The organism is Pseudomonas sp. H1_A03 (assembly GCF_054685145.1).
Window position 1 is genome coordinate 6,064,691 of sequence record NZ_CP162829.1, and the last position, 24,106, is coordinate 6,088,796.

25 protein-coding genes and 1 pseudogene are annotated in these 24,106 nt (G+C 58.9%); 14 read left to right on the top strand and 12 right to left on the bottom strand.

All coding sequences use genetic code 11. The features are described 5' to 3' along the window. Nucleotides 1–67: 67 nt before the first annotated feature. Nucleotides 68–1,279 (top strand): alanine transaminase, encoded by a 1,212-nt coding sequence (gene alaC, locus AB4O35_RS28045; RefSeq protein ID WP_065875380.1) that lies wholly within the window; start codon nt 68–70, stop codon nt 1,277–1,279. A 155-nt stretch (nt 1,280–1,434) separates the two neighbouring features. Here the strand turns inward: alaC and AB4O35_RS28050 are convergent, their stop codons facing one another. Both AB4O35_RS28050 and AB4O35_RS28055 read right to left on the bottom strand, forming a co-directional pair. Next, on the bottom strand, nt 1,435–2,787 hold the full coding sequence (locus AB4O35_RS28050; protein WP_065875379.1) for a GntP family permease: 1,353 nt from the start codon (nt 2,785–2,787) through the stop codon (nt 1,435–1,437). A gap of 83 nt (nt 2,788–2,870) precedes the next feature. Next, nucleotides 2,871–3,404: a gluconokinase gene (locus tag AB4O35_RS28055; protein ID WP_065875378.1), complete on the bottom strand. Its 534-nt coding sequence runs from the start codon at nt 3,402–3,404 to the stop codon at nt 2,871–2,873. A gap of 212 nt (nt 3,405–3,616) precedes the next feature. Between AB4O35_RS28055 and gntR the strand changes: the two genes are divergently transcribed. The 6 genes from gntR to AB4O35_RS28085 all read left to right on the top strand — a co-directional run bounded on the left by gntR (nt 3,617) and on the right by AB4O35_RS28085 (nt 8,939). Then, nucleotides 3,617–4,648 carry an HTH-type transcriptional regulator GntR gene (gene gntR / locus AB4O35_RS28060; protein WP_175403021.1) on the top strand — a complete coding sequence of 344 codons (1,032 nt, stop codon included), beginning with the start codon at nt 3,617–3,619 and terminating at the stop codon, nt 4,646–4,648. Between the two features lie 153 nt (nt 4,649–4,801). After that, nucleotides 4,802–5,227, top strand: a complete 426-nt coding sequence (locus AB4O35_RS28065) for a DUF6252 domain-containing protein (protein WP_139113247.1) — start codon at nt 4,802–4,804, stop codon at nt 5,225–5,227. Between the two features lie 138 nt (nt 5,228–5,365). Further along, complete coding sequence (locus AB4O35_RS28070; RefSeq protein ID WP_065945863.1) at nt 5,366–5,998, top strand: glutathione S-transferase family protein; 633 nt, start codon at nt 5,366–5,368, stop codon at nt 5,996–5,998. 15 nt (nt 5,999–6,013) lie between these two features. Beyond that, complete coding sequence (locus AB4O35_RS28075) at nt 6,014–6,751, top strand: NAD-dependent epimerase/dehydratase family protein (RefSeq protein WP_065881055.1); 738 nt, start codon at nt 6,014–6,016, stop codon at nt 6,749–6,751. Between the two features lie 142 nt (nt 6,752–6,893). Further along, entirely contained in the window at nt 6,894–8,309 is a 1,416-nt protein-coding gene (locus AB4O35_RS28080; protein WP_065889889.1) for an MFS transporter, read from the top strand. Nucleotides 8,310–8,441: 132 nt separating this feature from the next. Beyond that, nucleotides 8,442–8,939, top strand: a complete 498-nt coding sequence (locus AB4O35_RS28085; RefSeq protein ID WP_065889890.1) for a hypothetical protein — start codon at nt 8,442–8,444, stop codon at nt 8,937–8,939. Between the two features lie 151 nt (nt 8,940–9,090). Here the strand turns inward: AB4O35_RS28085 and AB4O35_RS28090 are convergent, their stop codons facing one another. From AB4O35_RS28090 to AB4O35_RS28100, 3 genes and pseudogenes are all read right to left on the bottom strand, one after another. Continuing rightward, nucleotides 9,091–9,660, bottom strand: coding sequence for a methyl-accepting chemotaxis protein (locus tag AB4O35_RS28090; protein WP_405045930.1), 570 nt, complete (start codon nt 9,658–9,660; stop codon nt 9,091–9,093). Then, nucleotides 9,634–10,470 (bottom strand): annotated as a pseudogene (locus AB4O35_RS28095) (PAS domain-containing protein); the annotation flags it as partial. The pseudogene AB4O35_RS28095 and the gene AB4O35_RS28090, both read right to left, overlap by 27 nt. Nucleotides 10,471–10,546: 76 nt before the next feature. Further along, nucleotides 10,547–11,416 carry a LysR family transcriptional regulator gene (locus AB4O35_RS28100; RefSeq protein ID WP_065875371.1) on the bottom strand — a complete coding sequence of 290 codons (870 nt, stop codon included), beginning with the start codon at nt 11,414–11,416 and terminating at the stop codon, nt 10,547–10,549. 96 nt (nt 11,417–11,512) lie between these two features. On the opposite strand from AB4O35_RS28100, the gene gstA reads away from it, so the two are divergent. Beyond that, nucleotides 11,513–12,121 carry a glutathione transferase GstA gene (gene gstA, locus AB4O35_RS28105; protein ID WP_065875370.1) on the top strand — a complete coding sequence of 203 codons (609 nt, stop codon included), beginning with the start codon at nt 11,513–11,515 and terminating at the stop codon, nt 12,119–12,121. A gap of 240 nt (nt 12,122–12,361) precedes the next feature. Then, entirely contained in the window at nt 12,362–12,799 is a 438-nt protein-coding gene (locus AB4O35_RS28110; RefSeq protein WP_065875369.1) for a GNAT family N-acetyltransferase, read from the top strand. A gap of 271 nt (nt 12,800–13,070) precedes the next feature. On the opposite strand, the gene def is transcribed toward AB4O35_RS28110, so the two are convergent. The 3 genes from def to AB4O35_RS28125 form a co-directional block, all read right to left on the bottom strand. Further along, the gene (gene def / locus AB4O35_RS28115) at nt 13,071–13,610 is read right to left on the bottom strand and encodes a peptide deformylase (RefSeq protein ID WP_065881046.1); all 540 of its coding nucleotides are present in this window, start codon (nt 13,608–13,610) and stop codon (nt 13,071–13,073) included. A 3-nt stretch (nt 13,611–13,613) separates the two neighbouring features. After that, nucleotides 13,614–14,564 (bottom strand): YihY/virulence factor BrkB family protein, encoded by a 951-nt coding sequence (locus AB4O35_RS28120; protein ID WP_065881044.1) that lies wholly within the window; start codon nt 14,562–14,564, stop codon nt 13,614–13,616. A 179-nt stretch (nt 14,565–14,743) separates the two neighbouring features. Continuing rightward, nucleotides 14,744–14,929 carry a CsbD family protein gene (locus AB4O35_RS28125; RefSeq protein ID WP_065881042.1) on the bottom strand — a complete coding sequence of 62 codons (186 nt, stop codon included), beginning with the start codon at nt 14,927–14,929 and terminating at the stop codon, nt 14,744–14,746. Nucleotides 14,930–15,128: 199 nt separating this feature from the next. Here AB4O35_RS28125 and AB4O35_RS28130 point away from each other — a divergent pair, with 199 nt between their 5' ends. Continuing rightward, nucleotides 15,129–15,506, top strand: a complete 378-nt coding sequence (locus AB4O35_RS28130; protein ID WP_065875365.1) for a hypothetical protein — start codon at nt 15,129–15,131, stop codon at nt 15,504–15,506. Between the two features lie 104 nt (nt 15,507–15,610). On the opposite strand, the gene fadD1 is transcribed toward AB4O35_RS28130, so the two are convergent. Further along, nucleotides 15,611–17,302 carry a long-chain-fatty-acid--CoA ligase FadD1 gene (fadD1, locus tag AB4O35_RS28135; protein ID WP_065873541.1) on the bottom strand — a complete coding sequence of 564 codons (1,692 nt, stop codon included), beginning with the start codon at nt 17,300–17,302 and terminating at the stop codon, nt 15,611–15,613. Between the two features lie 389 nt (nt 17,303–17,691). After that, a complete protein-coding gene (gene fadD2, locus AB4O35_RS28140; protein ID WP_065873542.1) occupies nt 17,692–19,380 on the bottom strand; it encodes a long-chain-fatty-acid--CoA ligase FadD2 in 1,689 nt (562 codons plus the stop codon). Nucleotides 19,381–19,614: 234 nt separating this feature from the next. On the opposite strand from fadD2, the gene AB4O35_RS28145 reads away from it, so the two are divergent. Next, nucleotides 19,615–20,559 carry an alpha/beta hydrolase gene (locus tag AB4O35_RS28145; RefSeq protein ID WP_065873543.1) on the top strand — a complete coding sequence of 315 codons (945 nt, stop codon included), beginning with the start codon at nt 19,615–19,617 and terminating at the stop codon, nt 20,557–20,559. 57 nt (nt 20,560–20,616) lie between these two features. Continuing rightward, nucleotides 20,617–21,087, top strand: coding sequence for a MaoC family dehydratase (locus tag AB4O35_RS28150; protein ID WP_010208208.1), 471 nt, complete (start codon nt 20,617–20,619; stop codon nt 21,085–21,087). Nucleotides 21,088–21,219: 132 nt separating this feature from the next. Here the strand turns inward: AB4O35_RS28150 and AB4O35_RS28155 are convergent, their stop codons facing one another. After that, on the bottom strand, nt 21,220–21,687 hold the full coding sequence (locus AB4O35_RS28155) for a ferritin-like domain-containing protein (RefSeq protein WP_003175720.1): 468 nt from the start codon (nt 21,685–21,687) through the stop codon (nt 21,220–21,222). A gap of 206 nt (nt 21,688–21,893) precedes the next feature. Between AB4O35_RS28155 and AB4O35_RS28160 the strand changes: the two genes are divergently transcribed. Both AB4O35_RS28160 and AB4O35_RS28165 read left to right on the top strand, forming a co-directional pair. Then, nucleotides 21,894–22,130, top strand: a complete 237-nt coding sequence (locus tag AB4O35_RS28160; protein ID WP_010208204.1) for a DUF3820 family protein — start codon at nt 21,894–21,896, stop codon at nt 22,128–22,130. Nucleotides 22,131–22,139: 9 nt separating this feature from the next. Continuing rightward, nucleotides 22,140–23,315, top strand: coding sequence for an aminotransferase class V-fold PLP-dependent enzyme (locus AB4O35_RS28165; protein ID WP_065873544.1), 1,176 nt, complete (start codon nt 22,140–22,142; stop codon nt 23,313–23,315). Nucleotides 23,316–23,430: 115 nt separating this feature from the next. Here AB4O35_RS28165 and AB4O35_RS28170 read toward each other — a convergent pair whose 3' ends face one another. Continuing rightward, complete coding sequence (locus AB4O35_RS28170) at nt 23,431–24,096, bottom strand: bifunctional 4-hydroxy-2-oxoglutarate aldolase/2-dehydro-3-deoxy-phosphogluconate aldolase (protein ID WP_065873545.1); 666 nt, start codon at nt 24,094–24,096, stop codon at nt 23,431–23,433. Nucleotides 24,097–24,106 lie beyond the last annotated feature (10 nt).

The window sequence follows — 24,106 nt, forward strand, 5'->3', positions numbered from 1 at the left end:
CGCAGGCCACCGCAGTGGCCGACGTCGCTCGGACGGTTCCGGGCGCTTACGTACCCTCGAGGCAACAATGGCTGACCAAGGTTTGCCGCGCCGCTTTGCGCGCATAGATCGACTCCCCCCTTACGTGTTCAATATCACTGCCGAGCTGAAGATGGCTGCGCGTCGGCGCGGCGAAGACATCATCGACTTGAGCATGGGTAACCCTGACGGCCCGACCCCACCGCATATCGTGGAGAAAATGGTCACCGTCGCCCAGCGTGAAGACACCCACGGCTACTCCACCTCCAAAGGCATTCCGCGCCTGCGCCGGGCGATTTCGCGCTGGTACAAAGACCGCTATGAAGTGGACATCGACCCAGAAACCGAGGCCATCGTGACCATCGGTTCCAAGGAAGGCCTGGCGCACTTGATGCTGGCCACCCTGGACCAGGGCGACACTGTTTTGGTGCCGAACCCGAGCTACCCGATCCACATCTACGGTGCCGTGATTGCCGGCGCCCAGGTCCGCTCGGTGCCGCTGATTCCTGGCGTGGACTTCTTCGCTGAACTGGAACGGGCGATTCGCGGTTCGATCCCCAAACCGAAGATGATGATCCTGGGCTTCCCGTCCAACCCCACTGCGCAGTGCGTGGAGTTGGATTTCTTCGAGCGCGTGATTGCGCTGGCCAAGCAGTACGACGTGCTGGTGGTGCACGACCTGGCCTACGCCGACATCGTCTACGACGGCTGGAAAGCCCCGTCGATCATGCAGGTACCGGGCGCCAAGGACATTGCGGTGGAGTTTTTCACCCTGTCCAAGAGCTACAACATGGCCGGCTGGCGCATCGGTTTCATGGTGGGTAACCCGGAACTGGTCAACGCCCTGGCGCGGATCAAGAGTTACCACGACTACGGCACGTTCACCCCGCTGCAAGTGGCGGCGATTGCGGCGCTGGAAGGCGATCAGCAATGCGTGAAGGACATTGCCGAGCAGTACCGCCAGCGCCGCAATGTGTTGGTCAAGGGCCTGCATGAGCTGGGTTGGATGGTGGAAAATCCGAAGGCGTCGATGTACGTCTGGGCGAAAATCCCCGAGCAGTATGCCGCCATGGGTTCGCTGGAATTTGCCAAGAAGTTGCTGCTGGAAGCCAAGGTGTGTGTGTCGCCGGGGATTGGGTTTGGCGAGTACGGGGATGATCATGTGCGCTTTGCACTGATCGAGAACCAGGACCGGATTCGCCAGGCCGTGCGCGGGATTCGCGGGATGTTCCGGGCGGATGGCCTGGTCACCAAGGCCTGACCCAATCTCCCTGAAGAAATGCGGTCAAACATGTGGGAGCTGGCTTGCCTGCGATAGCATCACCTCGGTGTATTTGCTACACCGAGGTGCCTGCATCGCAGGCAAGCCAGCTCCCACATTTGATCGGGTTACCACAGGGGTAACGGTGGTGCGGCTTACACCACCAACGACAACAGCATGATAAAGATCAACGCCACGATCGACAGAATCGTCTCCATCGCCGTCCACGTCTTGAACGTCTCAGCCACGGTCATGTTGAAGTACTGCTTAACCAGCCAGAACCCCGCATCGTTGACGTGAGACAGGATTAACGAACCCGCCCCTGTCGCCAACACCAGCAGCTCACGGTTAACCCCTGGAATCATGCCTACTACCGGCACCACAATGCCCGCGCCAGTAATGGTCGCAACGGTGGCCGAGCCCGTCGCGACGCGAATCACCGCCGCCACCAGCCACGCCAGCAGGATCGGGTTGATCTGCGCGTTCACCGCCATATGGCCAATCACGTCGCCCACACCGCTGGTCACCAGCATCTGCTTGAAGCCACCACCGGCACCGATGATCAGAATGATCGCGGCGGTCGGCGCAAGGCTGGCGTCGAGCAGCTTGAGGATTTGCTTGGAGTGAATGCCCTGGCGATGGCCGAAGGTATACAGCGACAGCAGCAACGCCAGCAGCAGCGCAGTGATCGGGTGACCGATCATGTCCATCCAGTTGCGCACCACGTTGCCTTCGGCAAACGCGATGTCGGCAAAGGTTTTGAGCAGCATCAGGAACACCGGCAGCAGCACAGTGACCAGGGTGATGCCAAAGCTCGGCAACGACTTGTTATCGGTCTCGCGGGCCAGTTGGTCGACCAGTTCCTGGGACGGGTTGCCCGGGATGTACTTGGCGATAAACGTACCGAAGATCGGGCCTGCGATGATGGCAGTCGGCAGTGCGACGATCAGGCCGTACAGGATGGTCTTGCCGATGTCCGCGCCAAACACGCCGATAGCCAGCAGCGGGCCCGGGTGCGGTGGCACCAGGCCGTGTACCGCCGACAGGCCGGCCAGCAGCGGGATGCCGATCTTGATCAGCGACACGCCGGTGCGGCGCGCGACGATGAATACCAGCGGGATCAGCAAGACAAAACCGATCTCGAAGAACAGCGGGATACCCACCAGGAACGCGGCAAACATCATGGCCCACTGGACCTTGTCCTTGCCAAAGGCGCGGATCAGGGTCTGGGCGATCTGATCGGCACCGCCGGATTCGGCCATCATCTTGCCGAGCATGGTGCCCAGCGCGAGGATGATGCCGACAAAGCCGAGCACCCCGCCGAAACCGTCCTGGAACGCCTTGATGATCTTGTCCACGGGCATGCCCGAGGTCAGGCCGAGGAAGCCGGCCGCGATGATCAGTGCAATGAACGGGTGCACCTTGAACTTGGTGATCAGAACGATCAACCCGATGATAGTGACCACTGCGTCTAGCAGCAGGTAGGACTCGTGGGACATGCCAAACATGGGGGGTCTCTCCTGTTTGTTGTTGTTATTAAAGCGGGTGTTGAATCTTTCGCCGGGGATAGCGCTATCTTTCCGGCAAAAAATTATCGGGTTCGTTCAAAGCCGTGTTGCAGCCACCAAGTGTTGGTCTGCTCGGCCAGTTCCTCGATGCTGTCTTCGCTGGCGTTGAGGGCCAGGGTCAGCGGTTCGCCTATCGGCGATTCAAGGGTGGCGAACTGGCTGTCTATGAGGCTTGCCGGCATGAAATGGCCGGGGCGATGGGACACGCGGTCGGCGGCCACTTCGCGGGTCAGCTCCAAAAAGACAAACCCCAGGCCCGGCGCGGCTTCGCGCAGGTGGTCGCGGTATTTTTTCTTGAGTGAGGAGCAGGTGAGCACCGGGTGTTCGCCGGCCTTGAGCGAACGGCGCAGTTCATCGCACAGGATGTCGAGCCAGCCGGCGCGGTCGTCGTCGTCGAGGGGGTGGCCGGCGCTCATCTTTTCGATATTCGCGGCGGGATGAAAGCTGTCGCCTTCAATGGCGGTGGCGCCGTTCAGCCGGCACAGGGCCTCGCTGACGCTGGTCTTGCCACAGCCGGCAACACCCATGATAACCAGGGCGGTAACAGGTTGACTCATGAAACACCTCAGGACGCAGATAGCGCTACCTTTGCACGCTGTAAGGCTAGTGCAAAAACAGGCTTTTCCCGCGCCTCTTGTCTTTTTTTATGGAGTGACGCGTGCATCCGCTCCAATCATTCGAACGGGATCAGGCAACCCAACGTTCAAGCATTTGCAGCCGTTTGGAGACAGCGCTACCTTAGTGCCTCGATTTTTGTTTGGCAAGCCGCCTGATGACCTCTAAGAACGATAAAAAATTGCGCACCACGGGTCGCCCGACCCTTAACGAAGTCGCCCGCCTGGCCGGCGTCAGCCCGATTACCGCGTCGCGCGCCCTGCGTGGCATCAGCACCGTCGCCACCGAGCTGGTGGAAAAAGTGCAGCAAGCCGCCGCCGAACTCAACTACGTGGTCAACCCCGCCGCCCGCGCGCTGGCCTCGGCCCAGAGCCATTCAGTGGTGGTGTTGGTGCCGTCGCTGTCCAACCTGCTGTTCATCGAAACCCTCGAAGCTATCCACCAAGTGCTGCGGCCCAAGGGTTTTGAAGTACTGATCGGTAACTTCCACTATTCCCGTGACGAAGAAGAAAACCTGCTGCGAAACTACATGGCCTACCAGCCACGTGGGTTGCTGCTCACCGGGTTCGATCGCACCGAAAGCGCCCGACGGATGGTCGAGGCCAGCAACGTGCCCTGCGTGTACATGATGGACCTGGACCCGAATGCCGGCGTGAACTGCGTGGGTTTCTCGCAACTGGCGGCGGGTGAAACGGCGGCAGCGCATTTGCTGTCCCGTGGGTACAAACGCTTGGCGTACATCGGTGCGCAACTGGACCAACGCACTTTGCTGCGTGGCGAAGGTTTCCGCCGGGCGCTGCAACAGGCCGGCCTGTATGACCCGGCGCTGGAATTGCTGACACCGCGGCCCTCTTCGGTCGGCTTGGGTGGCGAGCTGTTTTTGCAGCTGTTGGCCGCCCATCCGGATGTGGATGCGATCTTCTTTGGCAACGACGACTTGGCCCAAGGCGCGCTGCTGGAAGCCATGCGCCATGACATCAAGGTGCCGGAGCGCGTCGCGGTGCTAGGTTTCAACGATCTGCCCGCCTCTTCTTATATGGTACCGCGCCTGAGCAGTATCAGCACGCCGCGTGAAGCGATTGGCCGGCGCTCGGCGGAGCATTTGCTAACGATCATGGCGGGTAACAAGATCGCCAAGCCGGTGGTGGATATGGGGTTTGAGTTGCAGGTGCGCGAGAGCACGTAAGCGCTTTGCGGCGTGCATTCTGAGCCAAAACACAGCAGGTTGTACTCTTCTGACCTGTCAACTTTGACAGTAGGCAAGCACCGGTGGGCGCCTTATAAGTACATCCTCAAGGATATTTCCTGACACTTGGTTCTCACTGAAAAGGGTCTTGCCATGTACTCGCTCATCTCCAATAAAACGCTATTCGCCAAAGGTGTGATCGGCTGCAATGCATCGGTTACACCCCTCCCATTCACCTCAGACTCAGTGGATCTTCAAGACGCGAGCAATACCCAATTTGTAGTCGTTGGCAGCGACAAATCAAAGGATCGAGTTTTATTCATCTACCTAAACAAAAATATCTCCCCAGGAACCTACAACATTGGGCGAGACGAGGAAGTGTTTGCCTATTATTATCATCGTTACTCAGGCTTTGGATGGAGCTACTTTGCGGACAGTGGAACCTTCACGCTATTAAGTGTTGATTTTGCCAACTCGCTATTGGATGGGACTTTTAGCTTCAACGCGCCAGGCATGGAAGCTGAACCGGAAATGAAGATAACAAACGGTGTTGTTAAACTTACTGGCCCTTCACTTTGAAGAAGTATTTTTTATTCATTTGACGCGCTAAGGGCCCTTCGCTTGCCAGAGAGCTCTTAACGCCAGCGCCTTACGACGGTCTCGCTCCACCCGCATGTCCCTGCTAAATTGGCTGCTCTCCATCGCAAGGGAAGCACCATGGGACACTCACTGAAAATCCTCGGCCGTACGTCCTCCATCAACGTGCGCAAAGTGCTGTGGACCTGCCAGGAACTCGGCATCGACTACACCCGCGAGGATTGGGGCATCGGTTTCAAGCCTACCCAGTCTGCTGAATTCCTCGCCCTGAACCCCAACGCCCAGATCCCCGTGCTGATCGACGACCACGGCGTGCTGTGGGAATCCAACACCATCTGCCGCTACCTCGTGAACCTCTACCAACGGCATGACCTGCTGCCCGCCGAACCTGCACCGCGGGCCCGGGTCGAGCAGTGGATAGACTGGCAAGCCATCGAACTCAACCGCGCCTGGGGCGATGCGTTCACGGCCTTGGTGCGTAATAACCCGGATGGTCTGGACGCCGCGCAGATCGACGCTGCTGTGCAGGTTTGGAACGACAAGATGGGCATTCTGGAGCAACAGCTCGTTCGCACAAACGCTTACGTGGCCGGTGATGAATTCACCCTCGCCGACATCCTGATCGGGCTGTCGGTGCACCGCTGGCAGATGACGCCTATGGCACGCCCGCCCTACCCGGCTATTGCCGCGTACTACCAGCGGCTGAGCCAGCACAAAGGCTTCCAGACTTTCGCCCTCGACGGCCATAACTAAAATAAGGACTCCACCGTGAAAGGACTCAACGTACTGCTCACCGGCGCCTGCGGCAGAATCGGCAAGACGTTTTTCGAGGCCTCGAAAGACCGCTACCGTTTCACCCTCACAGACCGTATCGCGCCGGATGTCGACCTGGGCGAGCACCGTTTTGTGCACGCCGACCTCAGCGACCCATCCAGCCTCGCCGCCCTGCTCGACGGCATCGACGTAATCGTGCACCTGTCAGGCATTCCGCACGCCAACGCCTCATTCGACGAATTGCTGCCCAACAATATCCTCGCCACCACCTACCTGTTCGAAGCCGCCGTGGCCGCCGGGGTAAAACGCCTGGTGTTCGCCAGCAGCGCCCAGACCATCGAAGGCTATCCGGTAGACCGCCAGATCACCCCTGGCATGCAGGTGATGCCCGCCAACCTGTATGGCGTGAGCAAATGCTATGGCGAAGCACTGTGTGGTTACTACGCAGCCAAAACGCCACTTTCGACGATCGCCCTGCGCATCGGCGCCTTTGAATTTCCCGAAACCCACGACCTGAACAACGCCCGCGACCTCAGCGCCTGGCTCAGCCCGCGTGATGCGGTGCAGTTGCTGCAGCGCTCGGTGGAGGCTGAAGGCGTGAAGCACCTGATCGCCCATGGCATATCCAATAACCGCTTCAAGCGCCTGGACCTGAGCGAAACCACACGCGTGCTGGGTTACCAACCGGTGGACGACGCCTTCCAGACGTTTGAAATACCCGTAACCTACTGAGGCTCTGCGCCATAAAACCTTGAAAGATAGAGCTTTGGCGCAATAAATCGGTGAATGTGCGGCCAAACAAGCTCAACTTCACAAGCACCGATTTCCGTTAGCCCGCTAAGATTCCAGGTCACTGCCCCTGGAATCGCCTCCCATGTCCACACTCACCGCCTCTGCCGCCGACGGCATCGACCCCCTCCGTGCAGCCCATATCAGCGCGCGCATCGACCGCCTGCCCGCCGTTGCGACGGTCTGGCGCCTGGTGGCGCTGCTGTCGATTGGTGGCTTTTTCGAGCTGTATGACCTGTTCCAGACCGCCTATATCAGCCCCGGCTTGATCAGCGACGGGATTTTCCATACCGGCAGCGCGGGCGTATTCGGCTTCTCCGACCAGGCCGCGTTCGCCTCGGCAACCTTCCTTGGCCTGTTCCTCGGCGCCAGCCTGCTCAGCCCCATCGCCGACCGCTATGGTCGGCGGGCGATCTTCACCTTTGCGTTGATCTGGTACACCGTCGCCACCGTGCTGATGGGTATCCAAACCTCCGCCGTGGGCATCATCTGCATGCGTTTTCTGGTGGGGATTGGCCTGGGCATTGAGTTGGTGACCATCGACGCCTACCTGTCTGAACTGGTGCCCAAGCGCATGCGCAGCTCGGCGTTTGCCTTCGCGTTCTTTATCCAATTTCTGTCAGTGCCAGCCGTGGCATTGATGTCGTGGTGGCTGGTGCCGCAAGCGCCGTTCGGCGTGTCCGGCTGGCGCTGGGTGGTACTGTCGAGCGCGGTGTTTGCGTTGTTTATCTGGCAACTGCGCAAACGCCTGCCGGAGTCGCCGCGCTGGCTTGCGCAAAAGGGCCGCTTCGAAGAAGCCGGTGCGATCATGGACAACCTTGAGGCGCGCTGTCAGAAAGATCACGGCAAACCACTGGACGAGCCTGAGCCGGAAGCCGTCAGCGTGCAGGGCAGTGGCCGTTTTGCCGATATCTGGCAACCGCCGTACCGTCGCCGCGCGTTGATGCTGATTGTGTTTCATGTGTTTCAGGCCATCGGCTTTTTCGGCTTTGGCAATTGGTTGCCGGCGCTGCTTTCGGGCCAGGGCGTCAGCGTGACCCACAGCTTGCTCTACGCCTTTATCATCACCCTCGCCTACCCGCTGGGGCCGTTGCTGTTTGTGAAAGTGGCCAACCGCTTTGAAAACAAATGGCAGATCGTCGGCTCAGCCATGGGCGCGGTGATCTTCGGCAGCCTGTTCGCGCTGCAGACCACGGCGGTGGGGCTGGTGATCTGCGGGGTGATGATCACGTTCTGCAATGCCTGGCTCAGCTTCAGCTATCACTCGTACCAGAGCGAGCTGTTCCCCACCAACATCCGCGCGCGGGCGGTGGGGTTCTGTTATTCGTTCAGCCGCTTGTCCACGGTGTTCAGCAGCCTGTTGATCGGTTTTATCCTTGAACACCTGGGCACGCCAGGGGTGTTGGCGTTTATTGCCAGCAGCATGTTGATCGTGATGATCACCATCAGTTGGTTCGGGCCGCGTACGCGTAATTTGGCATTGGAAAATATCGCCCATTGACGGCAACAGTTGGCCGCCTGCGGGACAATGCTTGCCGCGGCGGCCACGTCATCCCCAACAAAACCGGGCGCTTCGCACCCGGCACGCTATTTGCTCCACCTGTGGCACCGAACATTCCACAGGTGACCGATCATGCTGGTTAACAACAACACCCAAGCCGTGTCGACCGTTCAACAGATCAAACGGCCTGATATGGACCCTGCCAACGCCGCTGCCAGCGCGCTGTACAGCGGTGCCCTGCAGGCGGCGCAGCAAAGCGTGACCGTGCCGGCCGCGCAAAAGGAACTGGACAAGGCCACCGACCGTATCGACGAAGCCTTCGCCAAGACCCGCGTGCAACTGCAGACCTCCGCTTCGGCCTCCGATGTGCCCGCGACCAGCGCTACCTCCGGCGCGCGGGCGGATTTTACCGACTACATGAGCAAGACGCCGGCCGAGCGTATCCGTGAGCAATTGCTCAAGGAACAGGGTTTGACCGAGGCGGATGTGCAGAACATGTCGCAGGAAAAGCAGGACGCTATTTCCAAGCAAGTGGCTGAGCGTTTGAAGCAGCAACAAGAGCAGCAGGTAGCGGCGAAGACAGCTGAGCCGCAGGCGCGGGCGGTGAAAGAAACCCTGGCCGCGATCTAAGCCACACCACTGATCAAATGTGAAAGCAGACGTGTGTGAGAGCTGGCTTGCCTGCGATAGCATCACCTCGGCCGACCTGATAGACCGAGGTGTCTGCATCGCAGGCAAGCCAGCTCCCACATTGATTCGGGTTACCAAATCCGCAGTGGCGTTATTGCAGTTGTAGGGTCGAGTTGAACTGACCGATCGCATCCACCACGTGCCGTGAGCCTTCCTGAATCTCCAGGATCACTTGCCCCGCTTCATTCGCCAGCTCCACCCCGAGCCCCGTGCGGCTCAAGCTCGATTGCATGCTCGACACGGCGCTCAGCGACAGGTCGTGGTTCTTGCGCACTACATCCACTATCTCCACCGTCGCCTGGCTGGTGCGCGCCGCGAGGCTGCGTACTTCGTCGGCCACCACTGCAAAGCCGCGCCCGTGCTCACCGGCCCGCGCCGCTTCAATCGCAGCGTTCAGCGCGAGCATATTGGTTTGCTCGGCAATGCCGCGGATGGTCTGCACGATGGCGCCGATGATGTCCGACTGCTTGTTGACCGCATCAATGCTCTCGGCGGCCTGGTTCAAGTCGTGGGAAATCTGTTCGATGATCTGCACGGTTTGCTGCACCACCTCCGAGCCCTTGCGCGCGCAGGCATCGTTTTGCACCGAGGTGGCGTGGGCCGAGTCGGCAGCGGTGCGCAGGGTGGTGACCTGGTCGGTGATGTCGCTGGCGAACTTCACCACTTTGTACAGGCGGCCATTGGGATCGAAGATCGGGTTGTAGGAGGCTTCCAGGAACAGGGTCTTGCCGTATTTGTCTTTGCGCTCGAAGCGGTGTGAATGGTATTCGCCGCGATTGAGGGACGCCCAGAATGCTGTGTAGGCCGGCGATTCCACTTCGTTGCGGTGGCAGAACATGCTGTGGTGCTGGCCGACGATTTCATCCAGGGAATACTGCACGGTCTTCAGGAAGTTTTCGTTGGCATTGAGAATCTGGCCCTGGGGCGTGAACTCGATCACTGCCATGGAACGGCCGATGGCGTCGATCAGGCTCTGGTTTTCATGTTCGTGGTGAACCCGCGCAGAAATATCCGACGCGACTTTGATCACGCTCTGCACCTGATTGTCTTTGTCCAGCACCGGCATGTAGCTGGCTTCAAGCCACACCTCCTGGCCGTGCTTGTTCAAGCGCATGAAGGTGCCACTCAGCGCCTCGCCCCGCGCCAAGTTGCGCCATAGCTTGGCGTAACCGTCGGTATGGGTATAGGCCTCGTCGCAAAAGAGGCGGTGATGCTTGCCGCGAATCTCCTCGGCGCTGTAGCCCATGGTTTTGCAGAAGTTGTCGTTGGCGTCGAGGATCACGCCAGTGGCGTCGAACTCGATCATGGCCATGGAGCGGCTGATGGCCGCGAGTTTGGCGTTGGTTTCGGTCAGTGCGCAGGAAAAGCGTTGGATTTCAAGCAGGTCGGATTTGTGATGGCGGTTGAACATGGTCAGATCACCCTGGATTCCCGGCGCCCGGAAGGCGCATTCCATTTCATATGTAACCATCCAAATCGCTTTATATCCCAAGCGTCATCAACGGTTCTGGGTGAGCATAGACAGGGCTAGGCGCTATGCAAGGCCACTAATCAGCCAGCATTTCTAATAAAGCGCGGGCAGCGGCTGACGGGTCACGGGTGGGCGAGCCGACCAAGGCAAACTCACGGTGCAGCGGCACCGTCAGCGGCATCACGCGCAAGCCTTTGCGCTGGGCCGGCAGAGCCATTTCCGGCACCAGCGTGACGCCAACGCCCTCGCGTACCAGGCTGAACGCGCTGTTCCATTCGCGCACTTCCACGCGGATATCGCGCAGCGTCAGCCCCGCTGCGGCGCCCAGGCTGCGCGCATTCGCGGTACACCCACCGGTGGCGAGCACGAACGGCTGCTCAAGTAATTCCTCAAGCGACACACTGGCATCGGCCGGACGTTGCGCCAACGCATGATCCACCGGTAGCACGGCCATCCAGAAGTCCCGGCCCAATACCGTGGCATTGCGTTCGGGCGTGGGGTTAAGCACTACACCCAGGTCGATCAGCTCCGCATCGAGCAAAGTGAGCACTTCGTTGTCGGTGACATCCAGGGTGGTCACCTCGATCCCCGGATAAAGCTGGGCAAAGCGCTGCAACAACGGTGTCAGGAACCTCGCCAGCACCATGGGAAAACTGGCGATGCGAATCGTCCCACGCAGCATTGGGCGGGCTTCATCCACGGTGCTGCGAATGGTCTGCAAGGCTTTGAGCATCACCCGCGCCTGTTCGATCACACTCAAACCCAGGGCGGTGGGCAAGGTCTTGCGCGGTGCACGGGTAAACAGCTGCGCGCCCAGCGTCGCCTCCATGCCGGCCATGGCCTGGCTGGCGGCGGATTGAGTCATACCGACGCGCTCGGCGGCGGCAGTGATGCTGCCGTGATCGGCCACAGCCACCAGCAGGCGCCAGTGCATCAGGTTCATCATGGCATTCGCTGTCCTTATGGCAGGGGTCTGAAGGTTTAATTTTACGCACGGTGCCATGCCCGCGAGACTGGCGCAAATTCAACGGAGCTGTTCAAGATGAAACTGTATTTCTTTCCCCACGCCTGCTCCCTCGCCCCGCATATCGTGCTGCGCGAACTGGCGTTGCCGTTCGACCTGGTGCGGGTCGATAACCAGGCCAAGACCACTGCCGACGGCGAAGACTTCCTGCAGATCAACCCCAAGGGCTACGTTGCAGCGCTGAAACTGGACAACGGCCAGGTGCTGACCGAAGCCAGCGCGATCCTGCAGTACCTGGCTGACCTGAAACCCACAGCAAATCTCGCGCCGGCCAATGGCAGCTGGGAGCGTGTGCGTTTGCAGGAATGGCTGAATTTTATCGCCACCGAAGTGCATGGTGGCTTGGCGGTGTTCTTCAACGATGCGATTCAGGGCGAGGTGCGAGCCATGTTCCAGGCCACGTTGTTCAAGCGTTTTGCGGTGCTGGTGCAGACGCTGGAACGCCAGGACTATTTGCTGGGCGCGCAATACTCGGTGGCGGATGCGTATCTGTTCGTGGTGCTGCGCTGGGCGGCCTTTCACGCGATTGATCTGAGCGAGTGGCCGGCGCTGGCGGCGTTTCAGCAGCGGGTGGGTGAGCGGCCAGCAGTGATTGCCTCGTTGGCCGCCGAATCCCCCGAAAGCTGAGTTCATTCAAAAACGGGTCTCAGTGACCGAACAGACCTGTCTCGGTTTTCTTGGCTTTCTTGTCAGCGCGTTTTTCATCGGCGGTCTTTGCCGGTTTTTTCTTCGCGGCTTTCTTTGAATCCATACCTTTGGCCATGATGCATGCTCCACTTAACAGGGGATGTAACACTGGGTATACCACCTATTGCGACGTAGAAGGCGCTTATAATCCCCAGCCCCTGATAACGCTGCCTGAACACCATGCCCGAATTACACATCGAACCGCTGGCAGAACCGTTGTGGCCGCTGCTGAACAAGTTTTACCGCAGCCATAATTCGCCGATGAAGGCGCTCAAGGGCGGCCGTTTGTGGGTGGCCCGGGAGGGTGAGATCGTCGCGGGGCTGTGCCTCACGCCGGTGGTGGGTGGGCAGTGGTTGACCGGTGTGTATGTGGCACCCGCGTATCGCGGCCAGGGGTTGGCGGCGCGGTTGATTCTTACGGCGGTGGCTGCTTGCGAGGGAACCGTTTGGTTGTTGTGTCATCCGGATCTGGAAGGGCTATACCAGCGCATGGGATTCACTCAGGACACGCTGCTGCCGCAATCGCTTAGCGAGCGGTTGGTGCGCTACAAACGCAACAAACCCATGATCGCGATGGGCTTAGATCGCTTGGTGAGGTCGATCTCGAATAATGTGTGATCAGCGCGCGCCAGTGTTCGGCAAACCGGCGTCGGCGGATGCCGTGCTCGGTGTGGAAGACCACCGGGCCAGGTATGTGGCGGTCAGGGAGTCGGATCGGATGACGTTGCGGTTCGTAAAGCCTGCTAGATAATCTGGCCAGAACGCGGTCTGAAAATGTGGGAGCGGGCTTGCTCGCGAATGCGGTGAATCAGTCGCCAAATATATTGACTGACACTCCGCATTCGCGAGCAAGCCCGCTCCCACATTTGGACTTCATTGGATCTGAAAGCTATTCGTCAGCAGTGGGTTCCAACTCCGGGAACATCACGTCAATAAACCCGAACTTACTGAAATCCGTAACCCGTGACGGGTACAACCGGCCGATCAAGTGATCGCACTCATGCTGCACCACCCGCGCATGAAAACCATCGGCAAAACGCACGATAGGCTCACCCTTCGGATCGAAGCCCTCATAACGAATCTGCTGGTAACGGTTCACCGCGCCACGCAGGCCCGGCACAGACAGGCAACCTTCGTAGCCCTCCTCCAGCACCGGGCTCAGTGGGGTGATCAGCGGGTTGATCAGGATGGTCTGCGGCACCGGCGGCGCGTCCGGGTAGCGTTCGCTGGACTCGAAACCAAAGATCACCAATTGCAGGTCGACACCAATCTGCGGTGCGGCCAGGCCGACGCCGCCCACGTGTTCCATGGTCTGGAACATGTCATCGATCAATTGCCACAGCTCGGGGCTGTCGAACATTTCCGGCGGAACCGGCGGCGCGATACGCAACAGGCGCTCGTCGCCCATTTTCAGGATTTCACGGATCATCGATCAGACTTCGTCAGGGGTGGGCTTGGAATGGTCCCGGCCAAGGCCTGAGACGTGCTGTTTTTCAGTGGTATGAGCCGGTGCATCAAACTCTTTTTCACCCGGTTCCTTACCTTCGGCGGACATGTGTTCGATCACTGCATTCATCTCCGCACCCAGCAGCAGCACCGCGGCGGAAATATAGAAGTAGAGGAGCAGTACGATAATTGCGCCGATACTGCCATACATGGCGTTGTAGTCGGCAAAGGTTTTAACGTAATAGCCAAAGCCCAGGGACGCGACGATCCACACCACCACCGCCAGCACCGAGCCGGGCGTGATAAAGCGGAATTTCTGTTCGACGTCGGGCATCACGTAGTACATGAGGGCCACGGCGAACATCAGCAGGATCACGATCAGCGGCCAGCGCAGGATGGTCCACAGGGTGACCACGAATTCCTGCATGCCGATCTGCGCGGCGATCCACTCCATCACCTGCGGGCCAAGCACCATCAGCGCGGCGGCGGCCAACAGCATGCCGGCAATACCGATGGTGTAGAAAATCGACAGCGGGAAGCGCTTCCAGATCGGCCGGCCTTCAACCACGTCGTAGGCGGCGTTCATCGCGCTCATCATCAGGCGCACGCCAGCTGAAGCCGTCCACAGCGCAATCACGATACCCACGGACAGCAGGCCACCCTTGGATTGCTGCAACTGGTCGATGACCGGGTTGACCTGCTCCAGCGCCTGGGGCGGCAACACCAGCTCCGACTGCAGGCGCAGCCAGGAGAAGAAATCCGGCAGGTGCAGGAAGCCGATCAGCGCGATCAGAAACAGCAGAAAAGGAAACAGCGAGAACAGCATCTGGTAGGCCAGCGCCGAGGCGTAGGTGGGCATCTCGTCATCGAGGAACTCGGTCACGGTGCGCACCAGCACTTTGTGCAGCTTGAGGCCTTGTAATACCGGAAAAAGCATAGCGTCTCCTTTCGCCGCAAAAGGTTGAGTTCGTGGGCGACTCAGGGGCCGTTTTCTACATCAAAGTAGCCCATTTGGCGACTTTGAAACAATTTCGAAAGTTTAGTTGCAGCGGAGGATACAAAAACGGCCATCCGTGGATGGCCGTCGGGCGGGTAAAACCAGCCAGCGATTCGAAATTACTTGGTCGCTTTTTTCACGGCGTCTTTGGTATCGCCGACCGCTTTCTGCACTTCGCCTTTCTTTTCCTGTACCACACCTTCAGCGCGCAGTTTGTCGTTGCCAGTCACTTTACCGACACCTTGCTTCACGTTGCCGGCCACTTCGTTGGCTGTACCTTTTACCTTGTCCGATGTGCTGCTCATGGTATTTCTCCTGGAACAATCGATGGTTTTTGGTCACTACGTAAAGATTGACCCGAGGCGGTTTGGCAGAGTTTCAATTATTTTTGCCTGTGCATTTCATCGCCAGCCGCAGGTTGGGCTTTATGTTTTGTGGCCAACCCACGAGAATGCCCGGCACATTCAGGCTACAACGCTGAATAACAGATCCCGTAGGAAGGTTATGAAACTCAATAAAGCACAGGCTATCGCCCGCAGAAACACTGAACTGGGCGGTGCCGTACTCGGCGTCAACAACTGCCACTTCACCGACCTGGACCAGAAACGCAACATCTGGTGGTTCGACCTGCCGCTGGGCCGTATCGCCGTGGGCCAGTACGAGTGGATTCATTTGTTGATGCACAATGCCGAGACTGACCAGTTGCTGCACCTGAAGGTGCCGACGGTGTTTTTGCGTGAAAAGCTCGAGGGTTTGGTGGTGCGTAATGCGGGCAAGCGCAAGCCGGAGATCACCCTGGAGTTGAGTGCGGATAAGGATTCGTTTCTAAAGGACGTACGCCCAGCAGGCGCTGGTGTCAGTTTCGCGCAGTTCTCCCTGTAAGAACGCGGTTAAGCCCGCTCCCACATTGGATTGCATTTCAACGCCCGCAAATCCGCAGGCAACAAAAAGCCCCGCATCTGCGGGGCTTTTTGTTTCAGGCCAGGTTACTTTTTCAGACCGAGCTTCTTCAGCTCTTCATCGCGCAACTCACGCCGCAGGATCTTGCCCACGTTGGTGGTCGGCAACGCATCACGGAACTCCACAGCCTTGGGCACTTTGTAGGCGGTGACGTTGGCGCGCATATGCTCCATCACCTGCTCCTTGGTCAGGGTTGCGCCCGGCTTTACCACGATAAACAGCTTGATGTGCTCCCCGGACTTCTCGTCCGGCACGCCGATGGCCGCGCACTGCAGCACGCCCGGCAGGCCCGCCAGTACGTCTTCCAGCTCGTTGGGGTACACGTTGAAGCCCGAGACCAGGATCATGTCCTTCTTGCGGTCGACAATGCGCATGTAGCCGTCGGGCTGGATGATCGCGATGTCACCGGTCTTCAGCCAACCTTCGCTGTCGAGCATCTCGTCGGTGGCGTCCTGGCGCTGCCAGTAGCCCTTCATGACCTGTGGGCCCTTGACGCACAGCTCGCCGGTTTCGCCCAGCGCCAGCTCGGTGCCGTCGTCGGAAATGACTTTACACACCGTGGACGGCACCGGAATGCCGATGGTACCCAACTGGATATGCTGGATCGGGTTCACAGTCGCCACCGGGCTGGTTTCGGTCATGCCATAACCTTCGCAGATGCCACAGCCGGTCACGGCCTTCCAACGCTCGGCCGCCGCCAGTTGCAGGGCCATACCGCCCGACAAGGTGACTTTCAGCGCAGAGAAGTCGAGCTTGCGGAACGCCTCGTTGTTGCACAGCGCCACGAACAGGGTGTTCAGGCCGACAAAGCCGCTGAACTTCCACTTCGACAGTTCCTTGACCATCGCCGGCAGGTCACGCGGGTTGCTGATCAGGATGTTGTGGTTACCGATCAGCATCATCGCCATGCAATGAAAGGTGAACGCATAGATGTGGTACAGCGGCAGCGGCGTGATCAGGATCTCGCAGCCTTCGTTGAGGTTGGAACCCATCAGCGCCTTGCATTGCAACATGTTGGCGACCAGGTTGCGGTGGGTGAGCATCGCGCCCTTGGCCACGCCGGTGGTGCCGCCGGTGTATTGCAGCACGGCCACATCACTGCTGGCCGGGCTGACTTCGTTGACCGCCTGGCCATGGCCCTTGGCGAGCACGTCGTTGAACTTGATCGCCTGTGGCAAGTGATAAGCCGGGACCATTTTCTTCACGTACTTGATGACGCTGTTGATCAGCAGACGCTTGAGCGGCGGCAACAGGTCGGCGACCTCGGTGACGATCACATGCTTGACGGCGGTCTTGGGCACGACCTTTTCCGCCAGGTGCGCCATGTTGGCCAGGCAGATCAGGGCCTTGGCACCGGAGTCATTGAATTGGTGTTCCATTTCCCGCGCGGTGTACAGCGGGTTGGTGTTGACCACGATCAGGCCAGCACGGATGGCGCCGAACACCGCGACCGGGTATTGCAGGACGTTAGGCAATTGCACGGCAATTCGATCGCCGGGCTTCAAGTCGGTATGCTGTTGCAGATAGGCGGCGAAGGCGCCGGACAGTTCGTACAATTCACCGTAGGTGATTGTCTTGCCCAGGTTGCTGAAAGCCGGTTTGTTGGCGAAGCGCTGGCAGGACTGCTTCAGTACCGCCTGAATATTCGGATACTCGTCTGGATTGATTTCTGCAGCAATCCCGGCGGGGTACTTATCCTTCCAAAAGTCTTCGTTCATGGAAGCCCACTCCTCAGCGACGCGAATTCATCATCGCATTTGATGCGATTATTATTGGTGTGTGTTTTTTTAGGTGAATCTGGCGCTTTAAAGCAGGCCGAGACGTCACAAAGCGCGCCGAGAGTAGCAGCTTTGCCAAGGGCCGCCTAGAGCCAAACGAGGGCCCTACGGTCATAAACATGACTCAAGAACAGCCAGTGGTCATTTTTAGAGCAAAGATTCTAGATCATTAAAAACGGCTCTGGAATGGGCATTCCAGAACAATAAATAATAATGTGGGAGCTGGCTTGCCTGCGATAGCGGTGTTTCAGTCACCCAATGTATCGACTGATAAACCGCTATCGCAGGCAAGCCAGCTCCCACCTGTTTGATTGCATTTCAATTCCGGGTCAGGCGATGTCGCGCAGCTCCCTGCGCAAAATTTTCCCCACCGGCGTCATCGGCAACGATTCGCGCAACACAATATGCTTAGGCACTTTGTACCCGGTGAAGTTGGTCTTGCAGTACGCCTTCAACTCCTCAAGGCTCACACCCTCCGCACGCGCCACCACAAACAGCTTCACCGCCTCCCCCGTGCGTTCATCCGGCACACCGATCACCGCGCAGTTGGCCACGGCCGGGTGGGCCATCACCACGTCTTCGATTTCGTTGGGGTACACGTTGAAGCCCGAGACGATGATCAGGTCTTTCTTGCGGTCGACAATGCGCACGAAGCCATCGTCATCGATCACCGCGATGTCACCGGTCTTCAGCCACCCCTCGGCGTCCAGGGCCTCGGCGGTGGCGGCTGGTTGCTGCCAGTAGCCCTTCATCACCTGCGGGCCTTTGATGCACAGCTCGCCACGCTCGCCCAACGGCAGCTCGACGCCCTGATCATCAATCACCTTCATCGCCGTGGCCGGCACCGGAATGCCCACGGTCCCCAGGCGGGATTTGTTGCCGTACGGGTTGGTGCTGGCCACCGGGGAGGTTTCCGTCAGGCCATAGCCCTCGCCAATCGCACAGCCGGTGATTTGCTCCCAACGCTCGGCTGTAGCCTTGATCAACGCGGTGCCGCCGGAGTTGGTGAGCTTGAGGTGGGAGAAATCCAAGGTCTTGAAGTCCGGGTGGTCCATCAACGCGACAAACAGCGTGTTTAGCCCCAGCAATCCGGTGAACCGCCACTTCTTCAGCTCTTTGATAAAGCCGCCGATGTCCCGTGGATTGGTGATCAGCACGTTATGGTTGCCGGAGACCATCATGCACATGCAGTTCGCGGTGAATGCATAGATGTGGTACAGCGGCAGCGGCGCGATCATCACCTCCTGCCCTTCCTTGATCAGCGGGTGGCCGTCCTCGCCGGTCTGGGACATGCAGGCGCGCACTTGTTGCATGTTGGCCACCAGGTTGCCGTGGGTGAGCATCGCGCCCTTGGCCAAGCCGGTGGTGCCGCCGGTGTATTGCAGCACGGCGATGTCGTCCAGGCTCACCGGGTGACGGGTAAGACCCAGGCCCGCGCCCATGCGCAACGCGCGCTTGAAGGAGACGGCACGCGGCAGATTGTAGGCCGGGACCATCTTCTTGACCTTATCGACCAAGGTGTTGACCAGCCAGCCCTTGGCGGCGGGCATGAAGTCGCCCATCTTGGCTTCGATCAGGTAGTCGATCTCGGTGTCGCCGCACACTTCCTGCACCCGCGAACCGAACAGGTTGAGGTAGACCAGCGCCCGCACGCCAGCGTCCTTGAACTGGTGACGCATCTCGCGCGGGGTGTACAGCGGGTTGGTGTTGACCACGATCAGCCCGGCGCGCAGTGCGCCGAACACGGCAATCGGGTAATGCAGCACGTTGGGCATTTGCACCGCGATACGCTCGCCCGGCTTGAGGTCGGTGTGCTGTTGAAGGTAGCCGGCAAACGCCGCGCTCTGGCGTTCAAGCTCGGCGTAGGTCAGGGTGATGCCCATGTTGCTGAATGCCGGACGGTCGGCAAAAGTCTTGCACGAGCGCTCGAAGACTTCGATCACCGACTTGTAGGCACCGAGGTCGATGTCATTGGGAACGCCCGCCGCGCGTTTGTCATTCCAGAAATCAGGTTGCATTATTCTTGTCCTCTTACCTGAGTGTGTCCGGCCGCTGCTGCTGCAAAAGTGTACAGCTATAAAAAGCGGAGCTTTGGGGACGTTAGCAGCTATGGCCAAACAGGCAAATACAGGAAGGCGCTTCATTGATTGCGTGAATCTTCCTACACGTGCCCGCACTGATCAGACGCTTGCGTGGGATGAGCGATACACTGCAACGCAGACCTTGAGCAGACCGTGAGCAAAGGAACCGCCATGAACCACAGCACCTTCTGGCTGACCGCGAATGACCGCAGCCGCCTGTACGTCAATCAATGGATGCCCGACGGCCCCGCCAAGGCCCTGGTGATGCTGTCCCATGGCATGGCCGAGCACAGCGGTCGTTATGCACGCCTGGCTGAAGCCTTGTGCGGCGCCGGCTACGGTTTATATGCGCTGGACCAGCGGGGCCATGGCCGTACTGCCGATGAAGGCACCTTGGGCCTCTACGCCGAAAAGGACGGCTGGAACAAAGTGGTGGGCGACCTCGCCAGCCTCAACCAGCATATCGGCCAACAGCAGCCGGGGCTGCCGATCATTCTGCTGGGCCACAGCATGGGCAGTTATATTGCCCAAGCGTACTTGCTGCACCACAGCGCCAGCCTGCATGGGGTGATTCTCTGCGGTTCGAATTTCCAGCCGGTGGCGCTGTATCGCGCCGCACGGGTGATTGCCCGGGCCGAACGCTTGCGCCAGGGCTTGCGCGGGCGCAGTGCGCTGATCGAATTCCTGTCGTTTGGATCGTTCAACAAGGCGTTCAAACCCAATCGCACCGCTTTCGACTGGCTCAGCCGTGACCCGGCTGAAGTTGATAATTACATCAATGACCCGCTGTGCGGGTTCCGCTGCACCAACCAGCTGTGGATCGACCTGCTCGGCGGCTTGCAGCAAATCAGCAAAGCGTCCAATCTCGCGCAGATCGATCCGGGCCTGCCAATCCTGGTGATGGGCGGCGAATGTGATCCGGTGAGTGAAGGCAAGCGTCTCAAAAGCCTTGCCCATGCGTTGCGTGAAGCCGGCTGCCAGCACCTGCACCTGAATATCTACCCGCAGGCGCGCCATGAAGTGTTCAATGAAACCAACCGCGACGATGTCACAGCGGATGTGCTGGCATGGCTCGACCAGGCGCTGACATTACGCAGGCCGACCCGTTGCGAATGATTTTTTATTTAAAATCAAATGTTTAAATTACCGATTAGCCACAGGATGCACCTTTAGATGACCCAGGTAACCAACACCCCGTACGAAGCCCTCGAAGTCGGCCAGACCGCCAGCTACAGCAAGCTGGTGGAAGAGCGCGATATCCAGCTGTTCGCCGCCATGTCCGGTGACCACAACCCGGTGCACCTGGACGCCGAATACGCCAAGGCCACCATGTTCAAGGAGCGTATCGCCCACGGCATGTTCAGCGGCGCCCTGATCAGCGCGGCGGTTGCCTGCGAGTTGCCTGGGCCGGGCACGATCTACATTGGCCAGCAGATGAGCTTCCAGAAGCCGGTGAAGATCGGCGACACCCTCACGGTGCGCCTGGAAATTCTCGAGAAGTTGCCGAAGTTTCGTGTGCGCATTGCCACCCGTGTATTCAACCAGCGTGATGAGTTGGTGGTGGACGGTGAAGCGGAAATTCTTGCGCCGCGTAAGCAGCAAGTCGTGACGCTGACCGAGTTGCCGCCAATCAGCATTGGCTAACACTTATGCAATACGAATGTGGGAGGGGCTTGCCCCGATAGCGGTAGATCAGTCACAAGATGCAGTGATTGACACTCCGCAATCGGGGGCAAGCCCCCTCCCACATTTCTTACAGCATTTAAAGCACAGGGCTTACGACTGAGCGCGAGCCTGGTTACGCAGGGCTTTTACCTGGTCGTGGTTGCGTTGTACGCCGTGGTACTGACGCTCAACCAGGTCACGAATGCCCAGCAGGTTGTGCTTGTTGATCTTCTCGATCGCTTCACGGTAAGCCTTCAGTGCGTGGTCTTCACCGCGCTCGGCTTCGTTCAGCACAGCTTCTTCATCTTTACCGGTAACCATCGACTTAACATCGACCCAGCCGCGGTGCAGAGCACCAGCAACGCTACCGGAATCTTCCGGATCGCCACCCAGGGCACGTACGGCGGTTTTCAGTTCAGCTGCAGCTGTCGCGCAATCAGCGGAACGCTTGGCGAACAGTGCTTTGAGTTCTGGGTGCTTGATGTCTTCAGCGCACTCTTTGAAACCTTTCTGACCGTCAATGCTGGTCTCGATCAGGTCGTTGAGTACGGAGATGGATTCTTTATTGATGTCAGTCATTTTTCAATTCCTTTGGCAGGTTAGAAGGTTGCAATAAGAATTGCAGCGTCCGTGCCAGCTTTTTGAAAAACTATTTTCCGTTATAAATCAAAAGCTTAAAAATTCTTGAACCTTCTGTATGTGCGTTTTTTGCATGATCTGTCATTTGGCCTTCATGCAGAATGCCTGTATTTTCCACTGCTACGACTGACCTTCACGAAGCGCCCATGAACCCCGAAAAACTCGAACTGCTGATCACCCGCGAAATGCCCTTCGGCAAATACAAGGGACGGATCATCGCCGACCTGCCAGGTCCCTACTTGAACTGGTTTGCCCGTGAAGGTTTCCCTCACGGCGAACTAGGCGGGTTGCTGGCATTGATGCAGGAAATCGACAGCAACGGATTGTCCGAATTGCTCGAACCGCTGCGCGCCAAACACGGTAAACCCGCCCCTCGTCATTAAGAGCGCCCTATGCCACGGAATGCAGACAACGAACGTCACTGGCAGGCCATCGCCCAGCGCTACGCCCTGGAACCCGGCCCGATCAATCTGGAAAACGGCTACTTCGGCCGCATGAGCCAAGCGGTGCAAACGCAGTACCTGGAACACGTTGCGTTTATCAACCGCAGCAACTCGCTGTATGTGCGCCAGACGTTCGAAACAGGCGAAAACGTCGAGATTCGTCGGCAACTGGCCGGGCTGATGGATGTCGACCCGGAGTCAGTGGCCTTTACCCGTAACGCCACTGAAGCCCTGCAATCGCTGATCCGCAACTACAACCGCCTGCAACCGGGCGATCAAGTGCTGATCAGTGACCTGGAGTACGACACCGTGAAAGGTGCCATGCGCTGGCTGGCAGGCTATCGCGGCGTGGAGGTGATCGAACTGTCCCACACTCACCCGGCCAGTTTCGACAGCCTGGTGCAGACTTATCGCGAGGCGTTCGTTAAGTACCCACGCCTCAAACTGATGGCGCTGACCCACGTTACCCACCGCACCGGGCTGGTCATGCCCGTCGCCGCGATTGCCCTGGCGGCGCGCGAGCATGATATCGACGTGATCCTCGATGGCGCCCATGCCCTGGGCCAGATCGAGTTCAACCTCGCCGAGTTGGGCATTCAGTTTGCCGGTTTCAACCTGCACAAATGGATCGGCGCGCCGCTGACCCTGGGCTTTCTGTACATCGCCCCGGAGCGCCTGGCCGATATCGACCCGGACATGGGCGAGTTTCACTACCCGGCTACCGACGTACGCGCGCGGACGTCCTACAGCACGCCGAACTTTCCAGCGCTGATGACCTTGCCATTGGTGTTTGAAGAGCACCGGGAATTGGGTGGCTCGGCGGCCAAGGGTGCGCGGGTTAATTACCTGCGGGATTTGTGGGTGAACCAGGTGCGGGCGTTGCCGGGGATTGAAGTGCTGACGCCGGATGATCCGAGGCTGTATTGCGGGATTACGGCGTTCAAGTTTGTCGGACGGGATCAGCAAGTGATGGTGGATCGGTTGCTCAGGGACTTTGACTTGTTTACCACCACGCGCGTGGGTGCGTCGTTCGGGACGTGCATTCGGGTGACACCGGGGCTAGTGACTTCAGCTGCGGATATCAGCGTGTTGTTGAACGCGATTACCCAACTGAACGCAGACTAAAAATGTGGGAGCGGCGTTGAATTCAAGTTTTCTACAGGCAAAAAAAAGCGGCACACCGACCAAGTGCACCGCAAAAATGCCGTTAAGCACAGCAACAACGATTCGATAAATCAGATCAATCCAACAGCGCCAGCGCTTCGGCGGTGACTTCCTGGATACGGGCCCAGTCGCCGTTCTTGATCCACTCAGGATCGAGCATCCAGCTACCACCTACGCACATCACGTTTTTCAACGCCATGTAGCTTTTGATATTGGCCGGGCTAACGCCGCCAGTCGGGCAGAACTTCACTTCGCCAAACGGGCCACCGAGGGCCTTGATGGCAGCAACGCCACCGCTGACTTCGGCTGGGAACAGCTTGAAGCGGCGATAGCCCAGGCCATAGCCTTCCATGATGCCCGAAGCATTACTGATGCCCGGCAGCAGCGGAATCGGGCTGTGCACCGACGCTTCCAGCAGGTCGCGTGTAATGCCGGGGGTGACGATGAATTGCGAGCCCGCCACTTCGGCCGCTTCGAGCATGTGGCGATCCAGCACAGTGCCGGCACCGGTGCACAGTTCAGGGCGTTGCTCGCGCAATACCTGAATGGCCTTGAGGCCGAACTCGGAACGCAGGGTCACTTCCAATGCGGTCAAACCGCCGGCTGCCAAGGCATCGGCCAGCGGCAGGATGTCCTGTTCGCGGGCGATGGTGATCACCGGCAGGATCCGCGCCTTCGCGCAGAGGCTGTCGATCAGGGCAACTTTATCCGCCATGGACACGGTCGGTTGAGGGCTTTTCATAGCGGCTGAT

Excerpts from the sequence above, each read along its gene's own strand:
- AB4O35_RS28100 (WP_065875371.1), bottom strand. The coding sequence starts at position 11,416 with ATGATGAACCTGATGCACTGGCGCCTGCTGGTGGCTGTGGCCGATCAC.
- AB4O35_RS28065 (WP_139113247.1), top strand. The coding sequence starts at position 4,802 with ATGTACTCGCTCATCTCCAATAAAACGCTATTCGCCAAAGGTGTGATC.
- fadD2 (WP_065873542.1), bottom strand. The coding sequence starts at position 19,380 with ATGCAACCTGATTTCTGGAATGACAAACGCGCGGCGGGCGTTCCCAAT.
- AB4O35_RS28070 (WP_065945863.1), top strand. The coding sequence starts at position 5,366 with ATGGGACACTCACTGAAAATCCTCGGCCGTACGTCCTCCATCAACGTG.
- gstA (WP_065875370.1), top strand. The coding sequence starts at position 11,513 with ATGAAACTGTATTTCTTTCCCCACGCCTGCTCCCTCGCCCCGCATATC.
- def (WP_065881046.1), bottom strand. The coding sequence starts at position 13,610 with ATGATCCGTGAAATCCTGAAAATGGGCGACGAGCGCCTGTTGCGTATC.
- AB4O35_RS28160 (WP_010208204.1), top strand. The coding sequence starts at position 21,894 with ATGAACCCCGAAAAACTCGAACTGCTGATCACCCGCGAAATGCCCTTC.
- AB4O35_RS28145 (WP_065873543.1), top strand. The coding sequence starts at position 19,615 with ATGAACCACAGCACCTTCTGGCTGACCGCGAATGACCGCAGCCGCCTG.
- AB4O35_RS28170 (WP_065873545.1), bottom strand. The coding sequence starts at position 24,096 with ATGAAAAGCCCTCAACCGACCGTGTCCATGGCGGATAAAGTTGCCCTG.
- AB4O35_RS28055 (WP_065875378.1), bottom strand. The coding sequence starts at position 3,404 with ATGAGTCAACCTGTTACCGCCCTGGTTATCATGGGTGTTGCCGGCTGT.
- AB4O35_RS28085 (WP_065889890.1), top strand. The coding sequence starts at position 8,442 with ATGCTGGTTAACAACAACACCCAAGCCGTGTCGACCGTTCAACAGATC.
- AB4O35_RS28150 (WP_010208208.1), top strand. The coding sequence starts at position 20,617 with ATGACCCAGGTAACCAACACCCCGTACGAAGCCCTCGAAGTCGGCCAG.
- AB4O35_RS28110 (WP_065875369.1), top strand. The coding sequence starts at position 12,362 with ATGCCCGAATTACACATCGAACCGCTGGCAGAACCGTTGTGGCCGCTG.
- alaC (WP_065875380.1), top strand. The coding sequence starts at position 68 with ATGGCTGACCAAGGTTTGCCGCGCCGCTTTGCGCGCATAGATCGACTC.
- AB4O35_RS28130 (WP_065875365.1), top strand. The coding sequence starts at position 15,129 with ATGAAACTCAATAAAGCACAGGCTATCGCCCGCAGAAACACTGAACTG.
- AB4O35_RS28155 (WP_003175720.1), bottom strand. The coding sequence starts at position 21,687 with ATGACTGACATCAATAAAGAATCCATCTCCGTACTCAACGACCTGATC.
- fadD1 (WP_065873541.1), bottom strand. The coding sequence starts at position 17,302 with ATGAACGAAGACTTTTGGAAGGATAAGTACCCCGCCGGGATTGCTGCA.
- AB4O35_RS28120 (WP_065881044.1), bottom strand. The coding sequence starts at position 14,564 with ATGCTTTTTCCGGTATTACAAGGCCTCAAGCTGCACAAAGTGCTGGTG.
- AB4O35_RS28080 (WP_065889889.1), top strand. The coding sequence starts at position 6,894 with ATGTCCACACTCACCGCCTCTGCCGCCGACGGCATCGACCCCCTCCGT.
- AB4O35_RS28125 (WP_065881042.1), bottom strand. The coding sequence starts at position 14,929 with ATGAGCAGCACATCGGACAAGGTAAAAGGTACAGCCAACGAAGTGGCC.
- AB4O35_RS28050 (WP_065875379.1), bottom strand. The coding sequence starts at position 2,787 with ATGTTTGGCATGTCCCACGAGTCCTACCTGCTGCTAGACGCAGTGGTC.
- AB4O35_RS28165 (WP_065873544.1), top strand. The coding sequence starts at position 22,140 with ATGCCACGGAATGCAGACAACGAACGTCACTGGCAGGCCATCGCCCAG.